Origin of the sequence: Glutamicibacter sp. NPDC087661 (genome assembly GCF_044743275.1) — a bacterium.
Taxonomy (GTDB): Bacteria; Actinomycetota; Actinomycetes; order Actinomycetales; family Micrococcaceae; genus Glutamicibacter.
The window spans coordinates 149,412-165,138 of sequence record NZ_JBIUWE010000005.1; the positions used below are offsets into that span (position 1 = coordinate 149,412).

Consider the following 15,727-nt stretch of genomic DNA (forward strand, 5'->3'; position numbering starts at 1 on the left):
CGGTATTAAAATACCGGTATAGTAATTGGAATGATCGAGATTCTCACAGCCAGCGAAGTAGAGCGCGCCCGCGAGACCGGACGCCTTGTCGGAAACATCCTCAATACGCTCAAGCACCGCGTGCAGGTCGGCACCAATCTCTTGGAAATCGACGCCTGGACCAAGGAAATGATCGAGGAGGCCGGCGCGGTCTCCTGCTACCTCGACTACGCCCCGTCCTTCGGCAGCGGCCCCTTCGGCCATTACATCTGCACGGGAGTCAACGATGCGGTGCTCCATGGACTGCCTCGCGACTACCAGCTGGCCGATGGCGACTTGCTCACCCTGGATCTGGCCGTCACCTTGAAAGGCATCGCCTCCGACGCGGCGATCAGCTTCATTGTCGGCACGGCTGCGCGTGCAGAAGACCTGAAGATGATCGAGACCACGCAGCGCGCCCTGGCTGCGGCTATCGCCGAGGCGCGTCCCGGAGCCAAGATCGGCGACCTGTCCTTCGCCATCGGATCGGTGCTGACCGCCGAAGGGTACAAGGTCAACATGGAATTCGGCGGCCACGGCATCGGCAGCACCATGCATCAGGATCCTCACGTTTCCAACGATGGCCGCCGCGGACGCGGGTACACGCTGCGTCCCGGTCTTCTGCTGGCCATCGAACCGTGGGTCATGGCCGATACCAGCAAGCTGGTGACCGACCGCGATGGCTGGACCCTGCGCAGCGCCACCGGCTGCCGCACGGCGCACACCGAGCACACCATTGCCATCACGGAAACTGGCGCGGAGATTCTCACCCTGCCCACCGACCTCTCGGCATAGGCAGAGGCCGGCATGGCGGCGATCAGGCGTTCGGGCTTTCCCCGGTCCCGGCGCCGCGGCGGCGGAGCACCGGTTCGGCCGTGCCGGTGCCGCAGCCCGAGGAGGCGCTGCCGCAGGCCGGGGAAGCAACGGAGGTGCAGCACGATCCGCTGCACCCGCTGGCCCCGGCGTTGCCCGCATCCTCCGGCTGGCGCGAAGCATGGCCGGCGGCTTCGCGCAGCGTCCTGGCCAGCTGCGCCGGGTCCTGGCCTTCTTGGCCCAGCACCACGAACCCCGCGTCGGCAATCATCGCCAGGTCGGCTTTCGCATCCTGCCCTTCGCTGGTCAGATAGTCGCCGAGAAACAGCGAATTGGCCACTTCCAGGGCATTGGCCTGCAAGGAACGCAGGTGCATTTCGCGTCCGCCGGCCATCCGGATTTCCTTGTCCGGGCAGGCTAGCCGCACTACGGCCAGGATCCGCAGGCAGGCGCGCGGGGTCAGGTTCCAGGTGCCTTCCAGCGGAGTGCCGTCGAAAGGCATCAAGAAGTTCACCGGAATGGAATCGGCCTCCAGTGCGCGCAAGGCGAAGATCGCCTCGACCAGCTGCTCGGGCGTTTCGCCCAGTCCAACGATGAGCCCCGAGCAGGGGGAGAGGCCGGCTGACCTGGACTGCTGGACGGTGGAGACGCGCTCGGCGAAGCTGTGGGTGCTGCAGATTTCCGGGTAGAGGGACTCGGCCGTATTCAGGTTGTGGTTGTAGGCGTCGGCGCCGGCCTCCTTGAGCCGCTGGGCCTGCCCCTGCTTCAGGATGCCGATGCAGGCGCAGACCTCGACCTGCGGATGCGCTTCCTTCAATGCGCCGATCATGTCCGCGACGCGTTCCACATCGCGGTCCGTGGGTCCCTTGCCGGAGGCGACCATGCAGACCCGCGAGGCGCCGCCGGCGATGCCCAAACCTGCCTGGCGCACCGCTTCGCCGGGCTTGAGCCAGGTGTATTTCAGGATTTCGGCCTTGGAGCCCAGACGCTGGGAACAGTAGGTGCAGTCCTCGGGGCACAAGCCGGACTTCAGGTTGACCAGGTAGTTGACCTTCACGGTGTTGCCGAAATGCTTGCGCCGCAGCACCCCGGCCGCGCTGACCAGCCGCGAAGTCTGCGCGTCGCTGGTGGCCAGCAGCCCGAGGGCCTCTGCTGCGGTGAGCTGGTGGCCAGCGGAGATGCGTGCGGCCAGCTCGGTGAAATCTGCGGTGTCGGTGCGCTGCGCGGGGATGCTCATGGGTTCCTTCGCCTGGTTGGATGACTGCCTGCCAAGGTGCAGCCATTCTTGAACGGTGTTCAATTGCTGGCACCAATGTACACGAAAAGCCCCCGACTTGAACAATGTTCAAGTCGGGGGCTTGCTCTGCTTTCCACAGCAGTTGCAGACGGCGCGCGTCCCGTGCGGAGCGCCCGCCGCTCAGCTGGAGGTCTTGCTCCGGTAGATCCGCGTGGCCAGCGCCCAAGCCAGGATCAAGATGCCTGCCAGCCAGGCCAGGGCGATCCAGAGCTCGGAACCCACGGGTTCTTGCGACAGCAGGGCGCGCAGCGAATCGACGATAGCAGTGATCGGCTGGTGCTCGGCGAACCAGGCCACCGGCCCGGGCATTGACTCGGTGGGAACGAACGCCGAGGAGATGAAGGGCAGGAAGATCAGCGGGTAGCTGAAGGCGCTGGCGCCATCCACCGATTTCGCGCTCAAGCCGGCAAGCACCGCTACCCAGGTCAGGCTTAGGGTCACCAGGCACAGCAGCGCGAGCACGGCGATCCACGCTGCCATGGAGGCGGAGGAGCGGAAGCCCATGGCCAGGGCGACCCCCAGTACCAGCGCCAGGGACAGGAGGTTCGCCGCCAACGAGGTCGCCACATGGCTCCAGAGCACGCTGGAGCGGGAGATCGGCATGGAGCGCAGGCGCTGCACCAGCCCATCGCGCAGGTCCAGGAACAGCCGGTAGGAGGTGTAGGCGACCCCGGAGGCGATGGTGATGACCAGGATCCCGGGCAGCAGGTAGTTGATATACGGCCCGGTGGCGCTGGTGGCGCTGGTGCCGATAGCCCCGCCGAAAACGTAGGTGAACAGCAGCATCATGGCCACCGGGGTGATGGCCGTGGTGATGATGGTGTCGGGGCTGCGGACAACGTGGCGCATCGAGCGCCCGGTGAGGATTCTGGTTTCCCGCAGTGCCGCGATGCTCATGGCTTGCTCCCTTCGGTTCGCTGGTGGTGGCCGATCAGTTCCAGGAAGATCTCCTCCAGGCTCGGCCGCTTGGCCACCAGCTCGGTGGTGGCCGGCGGCAGCAGGGCCTGGAGTTCGGCCAGCGTGCCCTGGTGGATGATGGTGCCCTCGTGGAGGATGGCGATTTGATCGGCCAGGTGCTCTGCTTCATCCAGGTACTGGGTGGTGAGCAGGATCGTGGTGCCGGACTCGGCCAAGTCGCGGATCACCTGCCAGGTCTCGCGGCGCGATTGGGGATCCAGTCCCGTGGTCGGCTCATCGAGCAGGAGCACCGGCGGGTTGCCGGCCAGTCCCATGGCGATATCAAGGCGCCTGCGCATCCCGCCGGAGTAGGTTCCTGCGGGCCGGTCCGCTGCGTCGCAGAGGTTGAAGCGCTCCAGCAAGCCGTTGGCGATGGACCGCGGATTCTCCAAGCGGAGCAGCCGCGCGATCAGCAGCAAGTTTTCGCGCCCGGTCAGGACCTCGTCCACTGCGGCGAATTGCCCGGTCAGGCCCAGCGACCGGCGGACCTGGACCGGGTTCTCGCGCACTGCAGCTCCGCAGACCCGGGCGGTTCCCGCATCGGCGGGAAGGAGGGTGGCCAGGATCCGCACCAGCGTCGTCTTGCCGGCGCCATTGGAACCGAGCAAGGCGAAGATGCTGCCGGGCTGCACGGTGAAGTCCAGTCCGCGCAGCACGGGCAGCTTCTTGAATGACTTGGCCAGTCCGGTGACCTCGATGGCCGGTTCCGGGGCCAATGCGGTATTCATGTCATTGCTCCTTCGATTCGTTCTCTGCTTCGGAAATGGTGTCGGCCAGGCGGGTGCGTTCCTTGTCGGTCCAGCGCTTGCCCCCGTAGGCCTGGGCGAAGTCATCGGCGAATTCCGCCGGATCCTGGCCAAGCAGTTCGCGCAGCGCGGTGCCGTTGGCGGCTGCTCCTTCGAAGAGGTCGGCCAGGTCCGAATACATGGAGATCATCGTTTCGGCGTCGGTGACCCCGCTCTGGTTCAGCAGGTAGCGCTGCACTCCTGCAGCGGCCTTGGCATAGGGCTGGGGCAGGGCCTTGAGGCGTGCCATGCTCTGCTTGTACTGCTTCTTCTGCTCCAGTGAGCCGGTGAAAGCTTCAATCCATTTGGCGACCATGATCAGTGCCCTTTCTGCGGGGTGCTCGGGTGGGGGAGGTTGTTGATGCGGGAGACGAGCAGGTTCCAGATGGTCCAGAAGTCGTCGAGCTGCTGCTTGCCGCTGGGGTTGAGGGTGAAGACCTTGCGGGGAGGCCCTTTTTCGGACGGGACTTTCTCCACCGAGACGAGGCCTTTCTGCTCGATGCGCACCAGCAGCGCGTAGATCGTTCCCTCGGCCAGATCGGTGAAGCCGCGTTCGCGCAGTTCCGTGGTGATCTCGTATCCGTAGGCCGGGCGTTCGGCCAGGATCGCCAGGACGATCCCTTCCAAGGTGCCTTTGAGCATCTCGGTCATCTGTGTGGCCATGGTGCACCCCTCTCTACTTAGTGTCATTGAGTACAAGTAGATAGTAGAACTAAGTAGTGGTATTTAGCAATACTTAGTACCAAGATTTTCCAGATATTTTTCGGAGCTTTGGAGAACCGCCATTTGACCAGTGGCAAGATGGCGCAACCGGAAATCCGGTATGCTCCTGGAAGCTGAGCCGGTACTGGATCTATGGAGATGAGGCGCCATGAAGGATGCGAGATGGCATTGGGAGCTGGTCCATGCCGAGCGTGCGCGGTTGACAGGATTGCTGGGCAGCTTGGCTCCGGAGCAGTGGAACGCCCCATCGCTCTGCGCGAACTGGCAGATCCGCGATGTGGCGGCGCATCTGGCGGCCGCCGGATCCACCTCGACCGCCCGCTGGCTGGTGAATATGGCTCGTTCCGGATTCAATGCCGACCGGCACAACGAGCGGCTGCTGCGCCTGCAGCTCGGGGACGGCGCCCGGCAAACGCTGGATAATTTCAATCGTTCTGCCAGCAAATCCATTGCCCCGCTGAAATCGGTGACCGGTTTGCTGGGCGAAGTGGTAGTGCACGGGCAGGACATCGCCCAGGCACTCGATCTGATCCTGCGGCCTGAACCCACGGCACTGCGAGCGGTGGCAGGATTCTTCGCCTCCAAGGACTTCGCAGTCAATAGCAGCACCCTGGTCAAGGGCTTGCGGATGTCGGCGGCGGACGACGCTTTCAGTTGCGGGAACGGTCCCGAGGTGCGTGGCGAACTGCTGGATCTGGTCCTGGCGATGGCCGGAAGGGAACAGGTCCTCCCGCGGCTTCAGGGCGCAGGGGTCGGCGAGCTGGCACGCAGGATCACGGCACAGCCGCGGAAATAGCAAGCATCGCGCCGCACGATGACTGTACGGTGCGATGCTGGGGAAGCCGGCAAATCAGCCAGCGGGAATGAGGGCGGTGGCCAGCGGGTTCTCCAGATCGCCTGCGTAGAGCAGGCCTCCGGACTGGTCGGCGAGATCCAGCATCTGCTGGTTGTTGCGCAACTGCAGGCGGTTCAAGCACGACAGCGGGAAGCTCTGCGCGAAAAGTCCCAGTTGATCAAAGCGTTCAGCGAACTGCGGATGCTGCCCGCGATAATCCAGCAGCCGTTGAACTACGGTCTTCCAGAAATCTGCTTCGGAAAGCAGTTCTTCGGCATCCAGCAGCGGCGCGAGGAAGCGGAAGAACGAATCAAAGACATCCGTGAAGACCGACAATACCGGATCTCCACCGGTGCGTACCCGGCGAATCTCCTCCGGGAGTTCCACCCGGTCCGAGAGCACGGCAATCTCTTCGCCCAGATCCTTGAGCAGGACCTTCTTCACAGCACCGTTCTCAAGCACCATGATCACGTTTTCGCCATGCGGCATGAACACCAAATCATAGGCAGCCAGGCAATGCACCAGCGGAATGAGGTAGGCATCGAGGTAACGGCTTAGCCAGTCGGCCGGTGCTAGCCCGCTGCGGCGAATGAGGGCGCCGGCAAAGGACCTGCCGGACGCATCGACATGCAATAGGCTGGCCATCGTAGCCAACTTTTCTTCCGGGCCCAGCAGGCTGATCGGGGACTCCCGCCACAGCGCAGCCAGCATCTTCCGCTGCGGATCGCTCTTGCCGGTGGCTGCTTCGAACTGCGGGTTGCGGTAGCCTACGGCCGCAATTTCACGCAGCAGGGCGACCGGCTGGATCGAGAGCACCGGGTCCTTTGCGAACAGCTCGCCCAACCACTGGTTGATCGCGGGAGTCACCTTCATGTACTCGGCACTGAGCCCGCGCATGAACCCCATATTCAAGATCGACATTGCCGTCTTGACGTAGTGTCGTTCCGGGTTGGACAGGTTGAAGAAGGTGCGGATCGACTGCTGCGCCTGGTACTCGTCAACGCTGGTGCCCAGCCAGATCAATTGCTTGCGGGCAATATCATTGGCGAACGTGATCGACAGGCGGTTCTCCCATTGCCAAGGGTGCACCGGAATGAAGATGTAGTCCCCGGCCGCATAGCCGGTGCCGAACAAGGAGGCCTCCAGGGCCGCATCCAAGCGCTGGCGCTCGGCTGGATCCAGCTCGGCGGCCAGCAGCCCTTCGTAATCCAGCGAATCCACGGCGTCGAATTGTGCTCGGGACTTGTGGGCGGCAGCCCAGCCAAGGTGCAGGGCGGAACCGGTTTCGGGGGCGTACCTCAGGTAGTCGGTGCGCCCGATGCCCATTCTTCCGTTGTTGGCTATGAAGCACGGGTGGCCCTCGGTCATGGAAGATTCGATGAGCTGGAAGGACTGTGCGGCTGTGCCGTCGAACCGGGCCAGCTGTGCTGAATTATGGGTTGCATGAACCTGCTTGTAGCAGTGGCTGGCCAGCGTGGATGAGAGCTCTTCAAGGTAGGTGGGCAGCTGCACCGGGGAAAGCGTGAGTTCCTGGCAGAAGTGGGTGATGAACTCAATGGCGTCTACCTCTGCCTGCTGCCAGCTGCCGTCAACGAAGTGGTGGTGTTCCACGGACTGCGGTGAAACCAACCAGTGGTTCAGCTGGTACCGCTGGGCGCTGAAGCTGTAGCGGTGGGCATCCTTCTGGACTGAGTAGCGGTTTTCTCCATGGCCGGCAGGCTCCAGGAGGCGCTCATGCGAAAATTCGCCCAGGGCCTTGGCCAAGACATGGCGGTTGGCGATGTCCCAACGTGCAGGGGAGAGGAATGAGGATTCCAAGCCGCGGCCGGTAGCGGTTTCGAAATCCTGGCGAGTGCAGATGGACAGCAGTGCCTGCTTGATTGAGCCGTCTGCCTCGGAAAGCTCCACTGGACGTACCGGGCTGAAGCCAACGCGGGCATTCAGGGCATGGATGGCTTTGTTGCGCAGGTCAGGTTCCACGATGATTCGTTCGGTTCCGGGCAGGGCGAAAGCCTGGACCATGGCCGAGGAGAGAGCGTCGAGGGTGAACCCAGGCTGCGGCTCGGTGGCTGCCGGAGCCAGGAAGTGCAGTCCACGGTCGCCGCGGACGCAGTTGTATGCATCGGCCAGTGGCGATGCTGCTGGGTCGTAGAGCTCGACAAGGAATTTCTCGTCCCCTGATGCATCAATGCCGAAGAGGACTTCGTAGCCTGGGGTGCCAAGCAATGTGCGGTATTCTGCTTCGATTTCCTTTTCGGTTGCGTTGGCCATGCCCCAGAAGGAGGCATGCGCGGTGGCAATCCACGAATGCAGCAGCGCAGTATCCCCGGGCAACGTCACGGAACGGAAAGTGTAGTTGGTCATCGGAAGTTCCTTAGGCTCGTGCGCTGGCAGTGGCGGAAGTGGGCAAGCCGCTGAGTTCAGCGGCGCCGAATCGCTGGAAAGCGATCCGTCGCTCGACCGGGTAGACCTCGCGTCCAGCCAAGCGGTTGATAATTACTGAATTGCGGTAGGCTCCCATGCCCAGATCCGGAGCGGTGAAGCCGTGGGTGTGCAGTTCAGCGTTCTGCACGAAGATGTCCTGGTCCAACCCGATGGAATATTCGCGATCTACATTGAAGCGGCCATCGGGAAGGTAATCGATGCGTTGGCTGATGCCTTGCAAGAAGTCCGGAGTGCCTGCGCGGTAGCCGGTTGCCATGACAAGGTGGTCGGCGAGGAATTCCAGGTCTTCACCGGTGCGTTCATGGCGCAAGCTGATGGCCAGGTGATCCGTGTCAGCGCCGATGCTCGTGGCCGCGCAGCCGGTACGCAGGTGCACATTCGCTGAGCCATTGACGCTTCGCTGGTAGAGCTCCTCGTGGATTTCGTTGATCAAGTCCGCGTTGATCCCCTTGTAGAGCCCCTTTTGCTCTGCTGACAGGACATCCCGCTGATCCATGGGCAGGGCATGGAAGTGGTCGATGTATTCCGGAGATGTCATCTCCAAAGTGAGCTTGGTGTATTCCAGCGGGAAGTAGCGTTCTGAACGCGTTGCCCACACCAGATGATCCTCTTCTGGCAAGCTGCGCAGAAGATCCAAGAAGATTTCTGCGGCGCTCTGGCCGCTGCCGAGCACAGCAGTTACTTGCGGGCCGGAACCTGCGGTCCGGGAAGATAGGAGTTTCTCGCGGTGGAAGGCGTAGTCGCTTGAGTGCACCACGTTGCCGGTGGCTTGTGCTTCCGTGGTGAGAACCGGCGGCAGATAAGGCTGGGATCCGGTGCCTAGCACCAACTTGTCTGCTGTGAAGCGGGTCAGTCCTGCGGCAGTGAGCACCGACAACCGGTAGACCCCGTCGTGGTATTCGGCTTCGAGCACCCGGTGCCCGAATCGTACGCTTTGAATATTTTCTGCGGCCCACGCCAGGTAGTTGGAATACTCCTCGCGCAGCGCGTAGAAGTCTTCGCGGATATAGAACGGGTAAAGCCGCTGTTTTTCCTTGAGATAGTTCAAGAACGAATGCTTGCTGGTCGGGTCCGCCATGGTCACCAGATCTGCCATGAAGGGAACCTGGAGATGGGTTCCGGGAAGCATCATGCCAGGGTGCCAGACGAACTTCTCTCCGGCTTCCAGAACTGCAACGTGCAGATCATCCAATCCATCGGCCAAGGCGGCAAAACCCAGATTGAAAGGGCCAGCGCCAATAGCGATGACGTCAAAGTGCTCGGTAGGTTCAATCATTTCTTCTCTCCAAGGGTGCGTTCGGCCAGCAGTCCGGAACCAATCCGGCAGATAGCGTCGAGGATCTCGCTGATATCGGCCAGGGTCGTATTCGGATTGAGCAGCGTCAGTTTCAGCAGGCGTTTGCCTTTGACCGTGGTGGCGGCGATCATCGCTTCGCCGCTGGCATAGAGGCGTTGGCGGATCTGGTTGGCCAGGGCATTGTGCTCGTCCAGTTCCAGTGGGTGCTGTGGATCTTCAAAGGAGAAGACCAGCGTGCTCAGCTGCACGTCGGCTGCCATCCGAAGCTGGGCGCGCATGGCAACTTCCTGTTGAGCGTCCTCTGCCAAGGCGATGACCTGGTCGAACATGGCACCCAAACGGCTGGCCCCCAAAGAGCGCAACGTGACCCACAGCTTCAGCGCATCGAAGCGCCGTGTGGTCTGCAGGGACTTCGAGACCTGGTTGGGGGTGGACTCGGCCTCCGCACGCGGGTTCAGGTACTCGGCATAGTGGGCGATGGATTCCAAGGAGGCTGCCGAGCGGACCACCAAGGCGCTGGAGCCGATGGGCTGGAAGAAGGACTTGTGGTAATCCACGGTGACCGAGTCGGCCAATTCAATGCCGTCCAACCGGTGGCGGTGGGAGTTGGAGACGAGCAGGCCGCAACCGTATGCGGCATCCACATGGAACCACGCGCCTACTTCTGTGGCGATAGCACTTAGCTGGGGCAACGGATCGATGGCCCCGAAGTCGGTATTCCCGCTGGTGGCGGAGATGGCCATGGGCACCAATCCGGCGGCGAGGTCTGCGTCCAGGCGCACGCGCAATGCATGCGCATCCATGCGGTGCTGGGCGTCTGTAGGGATCGCCACGGCCGCGTCGTAGCCCAGGCCAAGGAGCATCGCGGCGTTGCGAATCGAGAAGTGCGCATCTTCCGAGCAATAGATCCGCAGATTAGCCAGCCGTTCAGGCAAGGTGCCCCGCAGCTTTGCGGTAGCGGTGTTTCGTGCGATCAGCATGGCCTGAAGGTTGGATTGAGTTCCGCCAGAGGTAAAGATTCCGTCGGCCTGTCCGGTCCCGAAGCCGATCAGATCGGCGGTGAAATCGATGAGCTTGCGCTCGATCAGTGTTGCTCCAGCGCTCTGGTCAAAAGTGTCCATCGAGGTGTTGATGCTCGTGACGAAGTTCTCGGCGACCACCGCAGGGATCACGACAGGGCAGTTCAAGTGCGCCGCGTACTTCGGATCGTGGAAGTAGACCGCGTCGTTGAAATACAACTCATTCAGCTCGGTGAACGAGTCCTGGGTTGAACCCAATGGACTATGCAGGTCGACCAGGTCGATGCGTTCCTGCAACTGCTGCGGAGTCGGTCCGGTCGTCGGCGCGTTCACCGATGCCAACCGGTGGGCCACGCGTGAAATGGCTTCACGCGACTCATTTTCGTAGACACGGGCGGTGTCTGCGCAGAGCAACGAATCATCGTAGATCGGCAGTGGTAGATCAGGCATTTGCAGGGTAGGCAGTGAGGCACCCAAAAGCATGCTCCTCAGATAGAGACAATCAATAGTTGGTCAGGCTCACCTAACAAGAATCTATTAACAACACACTTCAATTAGTTAATGCAAGCCGAGTAATTCACTCTCTCCGCCAGGAGAAAAGTTTCTACATTTTCCTGCGGGTGGCGCCCGGCTGTGATAAGTTAGCCGCTGACCTGCATCTGAGCGGGGATGAAGTTGGACCCCTGCGAGGTTGAAGTGGAGAGAACTTCTCGACTTCCAATGTCCCGGAATTATCACTAGTCGTTTGATTGCACTTTCAAGCTAGAACTGTATGATCAAACAGTTAGAGCAAGGGAGGGCTAGTGGCCACGGCAAGCCAGGGAAAAGTCCAGCGATCCCAGCGTCTGCTCCTCGGGTCGAACGCAACGGACGCGGCAGGACGCTCACTTTCTGATATCACGATTGATCTGCTGTTCGTGGGCACCCTTGGCGCAACTGCCATGCAGATGGGAGTGCTCAATGCGCTTGGCTCCCTTTCCTTTGTGCTCGCCAGCATCCCCGCGGGCCATTTGGTCGACAAGTATTCCGCGTTGCGGGTCCTGCGCATCGGTCTCGGGTCCAAGCTTTTCCTGCTGGGGTGCCTAGCGGCACTGTCCTTCGCCGAGGAACTAACGATCCCGCTGGGGATGCTGTTGTGCGCAATGCTCGGCTTCTGCAATGTATTTTCCGAAACGTCCCAAACCACTGCCGTTCCGCAGCTCATCGGAGATGAACCTGAAGTCCGAGCGGCGAGCATTAGCAAGCTGATCGCCTCGCTGGGAGCTGCGGACCAGTCAATGACCGTGATTGTCCCGGCCTTGGCGGGAACCGGCTTCGCGCTGTGGGGAGCGCCAGCGCTGCTGAGCATCTCGACGGCACTGGGCCTGCTGGCAATGCTGATGGCGCTGCAGGTGCGTTCCTCTCGCCTGTCGCCAGGCCCTGGCCGCCGCCCCGGGCCGTCGACCGAACAGGGCGGCATCCTGGCTGGCTTCAGGTATCTGGCCCGGCACCGCCTGCTCTTGGCAATTACCGTTGCAGTGATGTTCTCCAACTTGGGGCTGGCCATCGGGTCATCGGTGGAAGCGATCTTCATTATCAACGAGCTCGGCTTTGGCGAATTCGGGTACGGCCTTTTCGCCTCGGTGGGTGGCATTGGCGGGCTAATTGGAGCTGCTATCGCAGGAACGCTGGCTGGAAAATTCGCTCCGGCAACCTTGCTGATCTACACCGGTTCGATGCAGGCAGTTTTGGCGGGCTGCGTATTGGCCGCGGCTTATGCAACCGAAATGTGGTCCATGGTGCTGCTGGGAATTTTCGCGCTGGGATGGGGAATCGTCGTGCTGCTCTTCAATATTGCTGCCTCGTCCTGGATTGTGCAGATCGTTCCGGAGCAGCTGCTGGGCCGGGTCCTAAGCGCACGCCGGTTATTCACCTTTGGAGTAGTACCCGTTGGCGGATTGGCGGGCGGCGCATTGGCCAGCGCGTGGGGGATTACCGCTGGACTGCTTGCCTGGGTCGTTGCCGCAACCCTCTCAGTTATTAGCTACCTAGTGATGCGCGGCCCCGCAAGCCGTTAGGCTGGAAAGCATACGCACCACGAAGTAAAGGCAACCGCGCACGTGAAACTCGTTATCGACGCTCGATACACCCGCATCACCCACCATGATGGCATTAGCCGGTATACCGCCGGGTTGATCGAGGCCGCCAGCAAGCTTGCCGAGGTCACGATGCTGGTCAACGACACCAGGCAGCTGGCAATGCTCCCCGACGTTCCGTATCTGAAAATTTCCGGGCCCACGAGCGTGCTCGAGCCATTCGTCGCCCTGCAGATCAACAAGCTCAAGCCTGATGTCGTGTTCTCGCCCATGCAGACCATCGGATCGTTGGGGCGGAAATATCCCTTGGTCCTGACCTTGCATGATTTGATCTACTACTCGCATCCGCATGCACCGAAGTTCCTGCCTGCTCCGATTCGCGCTGGATGGTTCTTGTTCCATCAGGTCTACTGGCCGCAGCGGATGCTCCTGAATCGTGCCGACGCGGTGGCTACCGTTTCCAACACCACAGCCGATCTCATGCGCAGGCATCGACTGACCAAGAAGCATATTGGACTGGTGTCCAACGCCCCCACCGGAAATTTTGCTCGTCGAGACCAAGCGAAGCGCCCCAAGAAGACCTTGGTCTATATGGGTTCCTTCATGGAATACAAGAACGTCGAGACACTCATCCGCGGCATGGCGCACCTGCCGGACTATGAGCTGCACCTGCTAAGCGGGATCAACGAGCAACGTCATGCTGAATTATCCAAGCTCATCCCCTCGCAATCCACAGTGGTATTCCACCGCGGTGTCAGCGATGAGGAATACGAGCGGCTGCTCAGCGAATGCACTGCCTTGGTAACCCTTTCGCGAGAAGAAGGCTACGGGCTTCCCCTGGTCGAAGCGATGAGCATGGGAACTCCGGTGATTGCCACCGATATGCCGATTTTCAGGGAAGTCGCGGATGACGCCGCGCTGTACGCTTCGGCAGATGATGCACAAGGCTTCGCGGACCAAGTACGCACTTTGGATGAGCAGGCTACCTGGAGACAGTATTCGCAACGCGCCGTGGAACGAGCCGGGCACTACTCATGGGAACAATCAGCGCAGCAGCTGCTGGATTTGGCCAGATATGCGGCAGATCACAGAAAGTAGTTTGCTGCTGCTTGGTGGATAAGCATCCGGTCTCGCCCGGAAAATGGCGGAATTTCGGGGCAGGGAACGCATGCTCCGCAACGGGAACTTCCGATTTGAAAACGGCACTTGGCCAGTGCTAAAGTATTACTCGTTGCATTCCTCCATAGCTCAATTGGCAGAGCATTCGACTGTTAATCGAAGGGTTACTGGTTCAAGTCCAGTTGGAGGAGCCAAAAAAACCTCCCAGCTCCGCAAGTAGCTGGGAGGTTTTGTTTTACCCAAAAGCGGTCGTTGCCATGCGCAAATTCGAAGTGAAAACCCAGCAACACCCGAACCTCCTATAACCACAGGTGATTAGACGATAGACTTTCGAATCGTTAACAGTTACACCCACAGCATGAGATAAATGCAGTGGGTTTTACGCCTGAAGACTGAGTCGTATGCGGCAACCGGGGTGTTAGCGTTTGATGTACCGGTTGCTGAGCGATCGAGAATATGGAGAAACCATGTCTGAAGCTGAATCGACGCAAGCTGACGAAAGCCTTAAGTCGAGTGTCAAGAGTGCTAAGACGCAGGTTGATGGTCTCAAGGAGCTTGTTCCACAACAGCTCTCGGACGAGATCAAACTCGCGACTACGGTACTCAAAGGCAAGGGAATCAGCATTGGCATGGCGGCGGCGCTCGCCGGAGCTGCACTGCTCGTAGTGCTGCTCTTCGTCATTGCTGTTGTAGTTACCCTGGTCAATGTATTGGCTCTCTGGTTGCCCGGTTGGGCAGCCGCATTGATCGTTGCAGGATTCTTCTTGCTGGTTGCTGCCATCTTGGGATTGGTCGGATATGCCAAGGTCAAGAAGGCACTGCCGCTGAAACCGGAAGCAGCTATTCGCGGACTCCGCCACGACTTGGGCGTGCTCAAGGACGGCAGCGCCTTCGATGTCAGCACTCTTGATGAGCCGCTGAAGAAGAAGTCGGCTGAGGATGACGAGAAGGCTGAAAAGAAGAAGGAACCGAAGCCTCCGGCACCGAGTGCCGATGAGCTGATCCTTCGCACCAAGCGTCGCCGCCGCCAGATCCAGGCTCTGCGTGACAACCTGGGCGAGAGCGTGCAAGCGCCACTGGCCAAGATCGACAAGATTCGTTCGTTCACCCAGGGAGCTGGGGAAAAGTTCTCCGGAGCAGCTGCCAAGGCGAAGGGATTCGTTCGCCCTTCCCCGTCTTCGTCTTCCGAAGACCAATCGGAGGCTGACAGAGCCGGCTCAAACCGCTTAGAGCAGGCACGACCGTATATCGTGATGGCAGGTTCCGGGCTGGCGCTGATGGCTGTTGTCCGCGCATTGTTCAAGCGCTCCTAGGTCTTTCGCCGACGGGGCCAGGCATTAGCCGTACCAAGCGTGCGCGTGCCCCGTCGTATGAAAACTTAGGCTAGAAAGGCACTGACATGGTTTGGATCGCTATTGCAGCGGCACTATGCAGTGCCTTTTGTCTTGCCTTTGGAGCGCACTTCCAATCGCAGGCAGTCCGCAGTGCTGTTGGCGGTCTGGACCTGACAATTAAGAATGTCGGGAAGCTGGCCCGCAATAAACGCTGGATGAGCGGACTGGGGCTGATGGCTCTTGGCATGGCCTTGAATGTTTTCGCGCTAGCCAGCGCGCCCTTGACGGTGGTTCAGCCAATTGGTGCCATTGCATTGGTGATCACTGCGATGGTCAATGCCAAGGAAACCGACCTGACGATGAATCGTCCCACAGTATTGGCGATCATCAGCTGCATGGTGGGTTCGGTTGGCTTCGTGCTTCTGGCCGTCACTGCCACTAGCAGCAACCAGGAGGTAAACGACTACGAAGCGCACTTGATTGAAATGATCTTGGCGGTAGTCGTTGCCATCGTGGGATTGGCCACCATCTTCTTCCACAAGAAGCTCGGTGCGTTCTTCTTCATCCTCGGTGCTGGCGTTCTATTCGGATTCGTCGCCGTACTGGTTCGAACCATTGCAATCGCCGTGATGAATATCGGCGACGGCAGCTTTGTCCAGCTGCCTTGGCTGGCTGGCCTAGCGGTAGTTGTAGCTGGCCTTCTCGGCTCGTATTTTGTGCAAAAGGCCTACTCAAAGGGACCTCCTGACCTTGTCATCGCAGGGTTGACGGTGATTGACCCAATAATTGGCATTGCCATTGGAATCGGCATCCTCGGGGAGCTGCGTCCTGATGTTCCGGTACTGGTCACCGTGCTGATGCTGGTGGCTGCTGGTTTGGCTATCGTCGGTGTGACCGCACTGTCCAGACATCACCCGGATGTTATTGAACGCCGGAACCAGTCTGAAGCAGAAAAATCCATGCCTGATTCCAAATAGACTGAAGCTGCAGATTTTAATAGAAACTACAAC

14 protein-coding genes and 1 tRNA gene are annotated in these 15,727 nt (G+C 60.4%); 7 read left to right on the plus strand and 8 right to left on the minus strand.

Annotated elements, in window-relative coordinates; translation table 11 throughout:
- Window positions 1-30: 30 nt before the first annotated feature.
- Entirely contained in the window at window positions 31-813 is a 783-nt protein-coding gene (gene map / locus ACIOTN_RS14145; protein WP_105657224.1) for a type I methionyl aminopeptidase, read from the plus strand.
- A 22-nt stretch (window positions 814-835) separates the two neighbouring features.
- Here the strand turns inward: map and bioB are convergent, their stop codons facing one another.
- From bioB to ACIOTN_RS14170, 5 genes are all read right to left on the minus strand, one after another.
- Window positions 836-2,068: a biotin synthase BioB gene (bioB, locus tag ACIOTN_RS14150; RefSeq protein WP_402696389.1), complete on the minus strand. Its 1,233-nt coding sequence runs from the start codon at window positions 2,066-2,068 to the stop codon at window positions 836-838.
- A 180-nt stretch (window positions 2,069-2,248) separates the two neighbouring features.
- A complete protein-coding gene (locus ACIOTN_RS14155; RefSeq protein ID WP_105657226.1) occupies window positions 2,249-3,025 on the minus strand; it encodes an ABC transporter permease in 777 nt (258 codons plus the stop codon).
- Window positions 3,022-3,813, minus strand: a complete 792-nt coding sequence (locus ACIOTN_RS14160; protein WP_332486651.1) for an ATP-binding cassette domain-containing protein — start codon at window positions 3,811-3,813, stop codon at window positions 3,022-3,024. The genes ACIOTN_RS14155 and ACIOTN_RS14160 overlap by 4 nt, the downstream gene beginning before the upstream one ends.
- Window position 3,814: 1 nt before the next feature.
- Window positions 3,815-4,186 (minus strand): DUF1048 domain-containing protein, encoded by a 372-nt coding sequence (locus ACIOTN_RS14165; protein ID WP_105657228.1) that lies wholly within the window; start codon window positions 4,184-4,186, stop codon window positions 3,815-3,817.
- A 2-nt stretch (window positions 4,187-4,188) separates the two neighbouring features.
- On the minus strand, window positions 4,189-4,533 hold the full coding sequence (locus ACIOTN_RS14170) for a PadR family transcriptional regulator (RefSeq protein WP_105657229.1): 345 nt from the start codon (window positions 4,531-4,533) through the stop codon (window positions 4,189-4,191).
- A gap of 208 nt (window positions 4,534-4,741) precedes the next feature.
- On the opposite strand from ACIOTN_RS14170, the gene ACIOTN_RS14175 reads away from it, so the two are divergent.
- Window positions 4,742-5,389 carry a maleylpyruvate isomerase family mycothiol-dependent enzyme gene (locus tag ACIOTN_RS14175; RefSeq protein ID WP_105657230.1) on the plus strand — a complete coding sequence of 216 codons (648 nt, stop codon included), beginning with the start codon at window positions 4,742-4,744 and terminating at the stop codon, window positions 5,387-5,389.
- 54 nt (window positions 5,390-5,443) lie between these two features.
- Here ACIOTN_RS14175 and ACIOTN_RS14180 read toward each other — a convergent pair whose 3' ends face one another.
- The 3 genes from ACIOTN_RS14180 to ACIOTN_RS14190 are packed head-to-tail and all read right to left on the minus strand — an operon-like array spanning window position 5,444 to window position 10,639.
- Window positions 5,444-7,792, minus strand: a complete 2,349-nt coding sequence (locus ACIOTN_RS14180) for a GNAT family N-acetyltransferase (RefSeq protein ID WP_402735543.1) — start codon at window positions 7,790-7,792, stop codon at window positions 5,444-5,446.
- A gap of 10 nt (window positions 7,793-7,802) precedes the next feature.
- Window positions 7,803-9,149, minus strand: a complete 1,347-nt coding sequence (locus tag ACIOTN_RS14185; RefSeq protein ID WP_402735544.1) for a lysine N(6)-hydroxylase/L-ornithine N(5)-oxygenase family protein — start codon at window positions 9,147-9,149, stop codon at window positions 7,803-7,805.
- Window positions 9,146-10,639, minus strand: coding sequence for an aspartate aminotransferase family protein (locus ACIOTN_RS14190; protein ID WP_105661913.1), 1,494 nt, complete (start codon window positions 10,637-10,639; stop codon window positions 9,146-9,148). Before ACIOTN_RS14190 ends, ACIOTN_RS14185 begins: the two co-directional genes overlap by 4 nt.
- 353 nt (window positions 10,640-10,992) lie before the next feature.
- Here ACIOTN_RS14190 and ACIOTN_RS14195 point away from each other — a divergent pair, with 353 nt between their 5' ends.
- The 5 genes from ACIOTN_RS14195 to ACIOTN_RS14215 all read left to right on the plus strand — a co-directional run bounded on the left by ACIOTN_RS14195 (window position 10,993) and on the right by ACIOTN_RS14215 (window position 15,694).
- Complete coding sequence (locus ACIOTN_RS14195) at window positions 10,993-12,246, plus strand: MFS transporter (protein ID WP_402735545.1); 1,254 nt, start codon at window positions 10,993-10,995, stop codon at window positions 12,244-12,246.
- Window positions 12,247-12,288: 42 nt separating this feature from the next.
- Window positions 12,289-13,362 (plus strand): glycosyltransferase family 4 protein, encoded by a 1,074-nt coding sequence (locus ACIOTN_RS14200; protein ID WP_402735546.1) that lies wholly within the window; start codon window positions 12,289-12,291, stop codon window positions 13,360-13,362.
- A 139-nt stretch (window positions 13,363-13,501) separates the two neighbouring features.
- A tRNA-Asn gene (locus tag ACIOTN_RS14205) sits at window positions 13,502-13,577 on the plus strand.
- 273 nt (window positions 13,578-13,850) lie between these two features.
- Window positions 13,851-14,696, plus strand: a complete 846-nt coding sequence (locus ACIOTN_RS14210) for a phage holin family protein (RefSeq protein WP_166650650.1) — start codon at window positions 13,851-13,853, stop codon at window positions 14,694-14,696.
- Between the two features lie 86 nt (window positions 14,697-14,782).
- Window positions 14,783-15,694 carry a DMT family transporter gene (locus ACIOTN_RS14215; RefSeq protein ID WP_105657236.1) on the plus strand — a complete coding sequence of 304 codons (912 nt, stop codon included), beginning with the start codon at window positions 14,783-14,785 and terminating at the stop codon, window positions 15,692-15,694.
- Window positions 15,695-15,727: the final 33 nt, after the last annotated feature.

Bases quoted from the DNA above. Each gene is read 5' to 3' on its own strand.
- ACIOTN_RS14175 (WP_105657230.1), top strand. From the start codon at position 4,742: ATGAAGGATGCGAGATGGCATTGGGAGCTGGTCCATGCCGAGCGTGCG.
- ACIOTN_RS14185 (WP_402735544.1), bottom strand. From the start codon at position 9,149: ATGATTGAACCTACCGAGCACTTTGACGTCATCGCTATTGGCGCTGGC.
- ACIOTN_RS14210 (WP_166650650.1), top strand. From the start codon at position 13,851: ATGTCTGAAGCTGAATCGACGCAAGCTGACGAAAGCCTTAAGTCGAGT.
- ACIOTN_RS14170 (WP_105657229.1), bottom strand. From the start codon at position 4,533: ATGGCCACACAGATGACCGAGATGCTCAAAGGCACCTTGGAAGGGATC.
- ACIOTN_RS14190 (WP_105661913.1), bottom strand. From the start codon at position 10,639: ATGCCTGATCTACCACTGCCGATCTACGATGATTCGTTGCTCTGCGCA.
- ACIOTN_RS14180 (WP_402735543.1), bottom strand. From the start codon at position 7,792: ATGACCAACTACACTTTCCGTTCCGTGACGTTGCCCGGGGATACTGCG.
- map (WP_105657224.1), top strand. From the start codon at position 31: ATGATCGAGATTCTCACAGCCAGCGAAGTAGAGCGCGCCCGCGAGACC.
- ACIOTN_RS14215 (WP_105657236.1), top strand. From the start codon at position 14,783: ATGGTTTGGATCGCTATTGCAGCGGCACTATGCAGTGCCTTTTGTCTT.
- ACIOTN_RS14155 (WP_105657226.1), bottom strand. From the start codon at position 3,025: ATGAGCATCGCGGCACTGCGGGAAACCAGAATCCTCACCGGGCGCTCG.
- ACIOTN_RS14160 (WP_332486651.1), bottom strand. From the start codon at position 3,813: ATGAATACCGCATTGGCCCCGGAACCGGCCATCGAGGTCACCGGACTG.
- ACIOTN_RS14165 (WP_105657228.1), bottom strand. From the start codon at position 4,186: ATGGTCGCCAAATGGATTGAAGCTTTCACCGGCTCACTGGAGCAGAAG.
- bioB (WP_402696389.1), bottom strand. From the start codon at position 2,068: ATGAGCATCCCCGCGCAGCGCACCGACACCGCAGATTTCACCGAGCTG.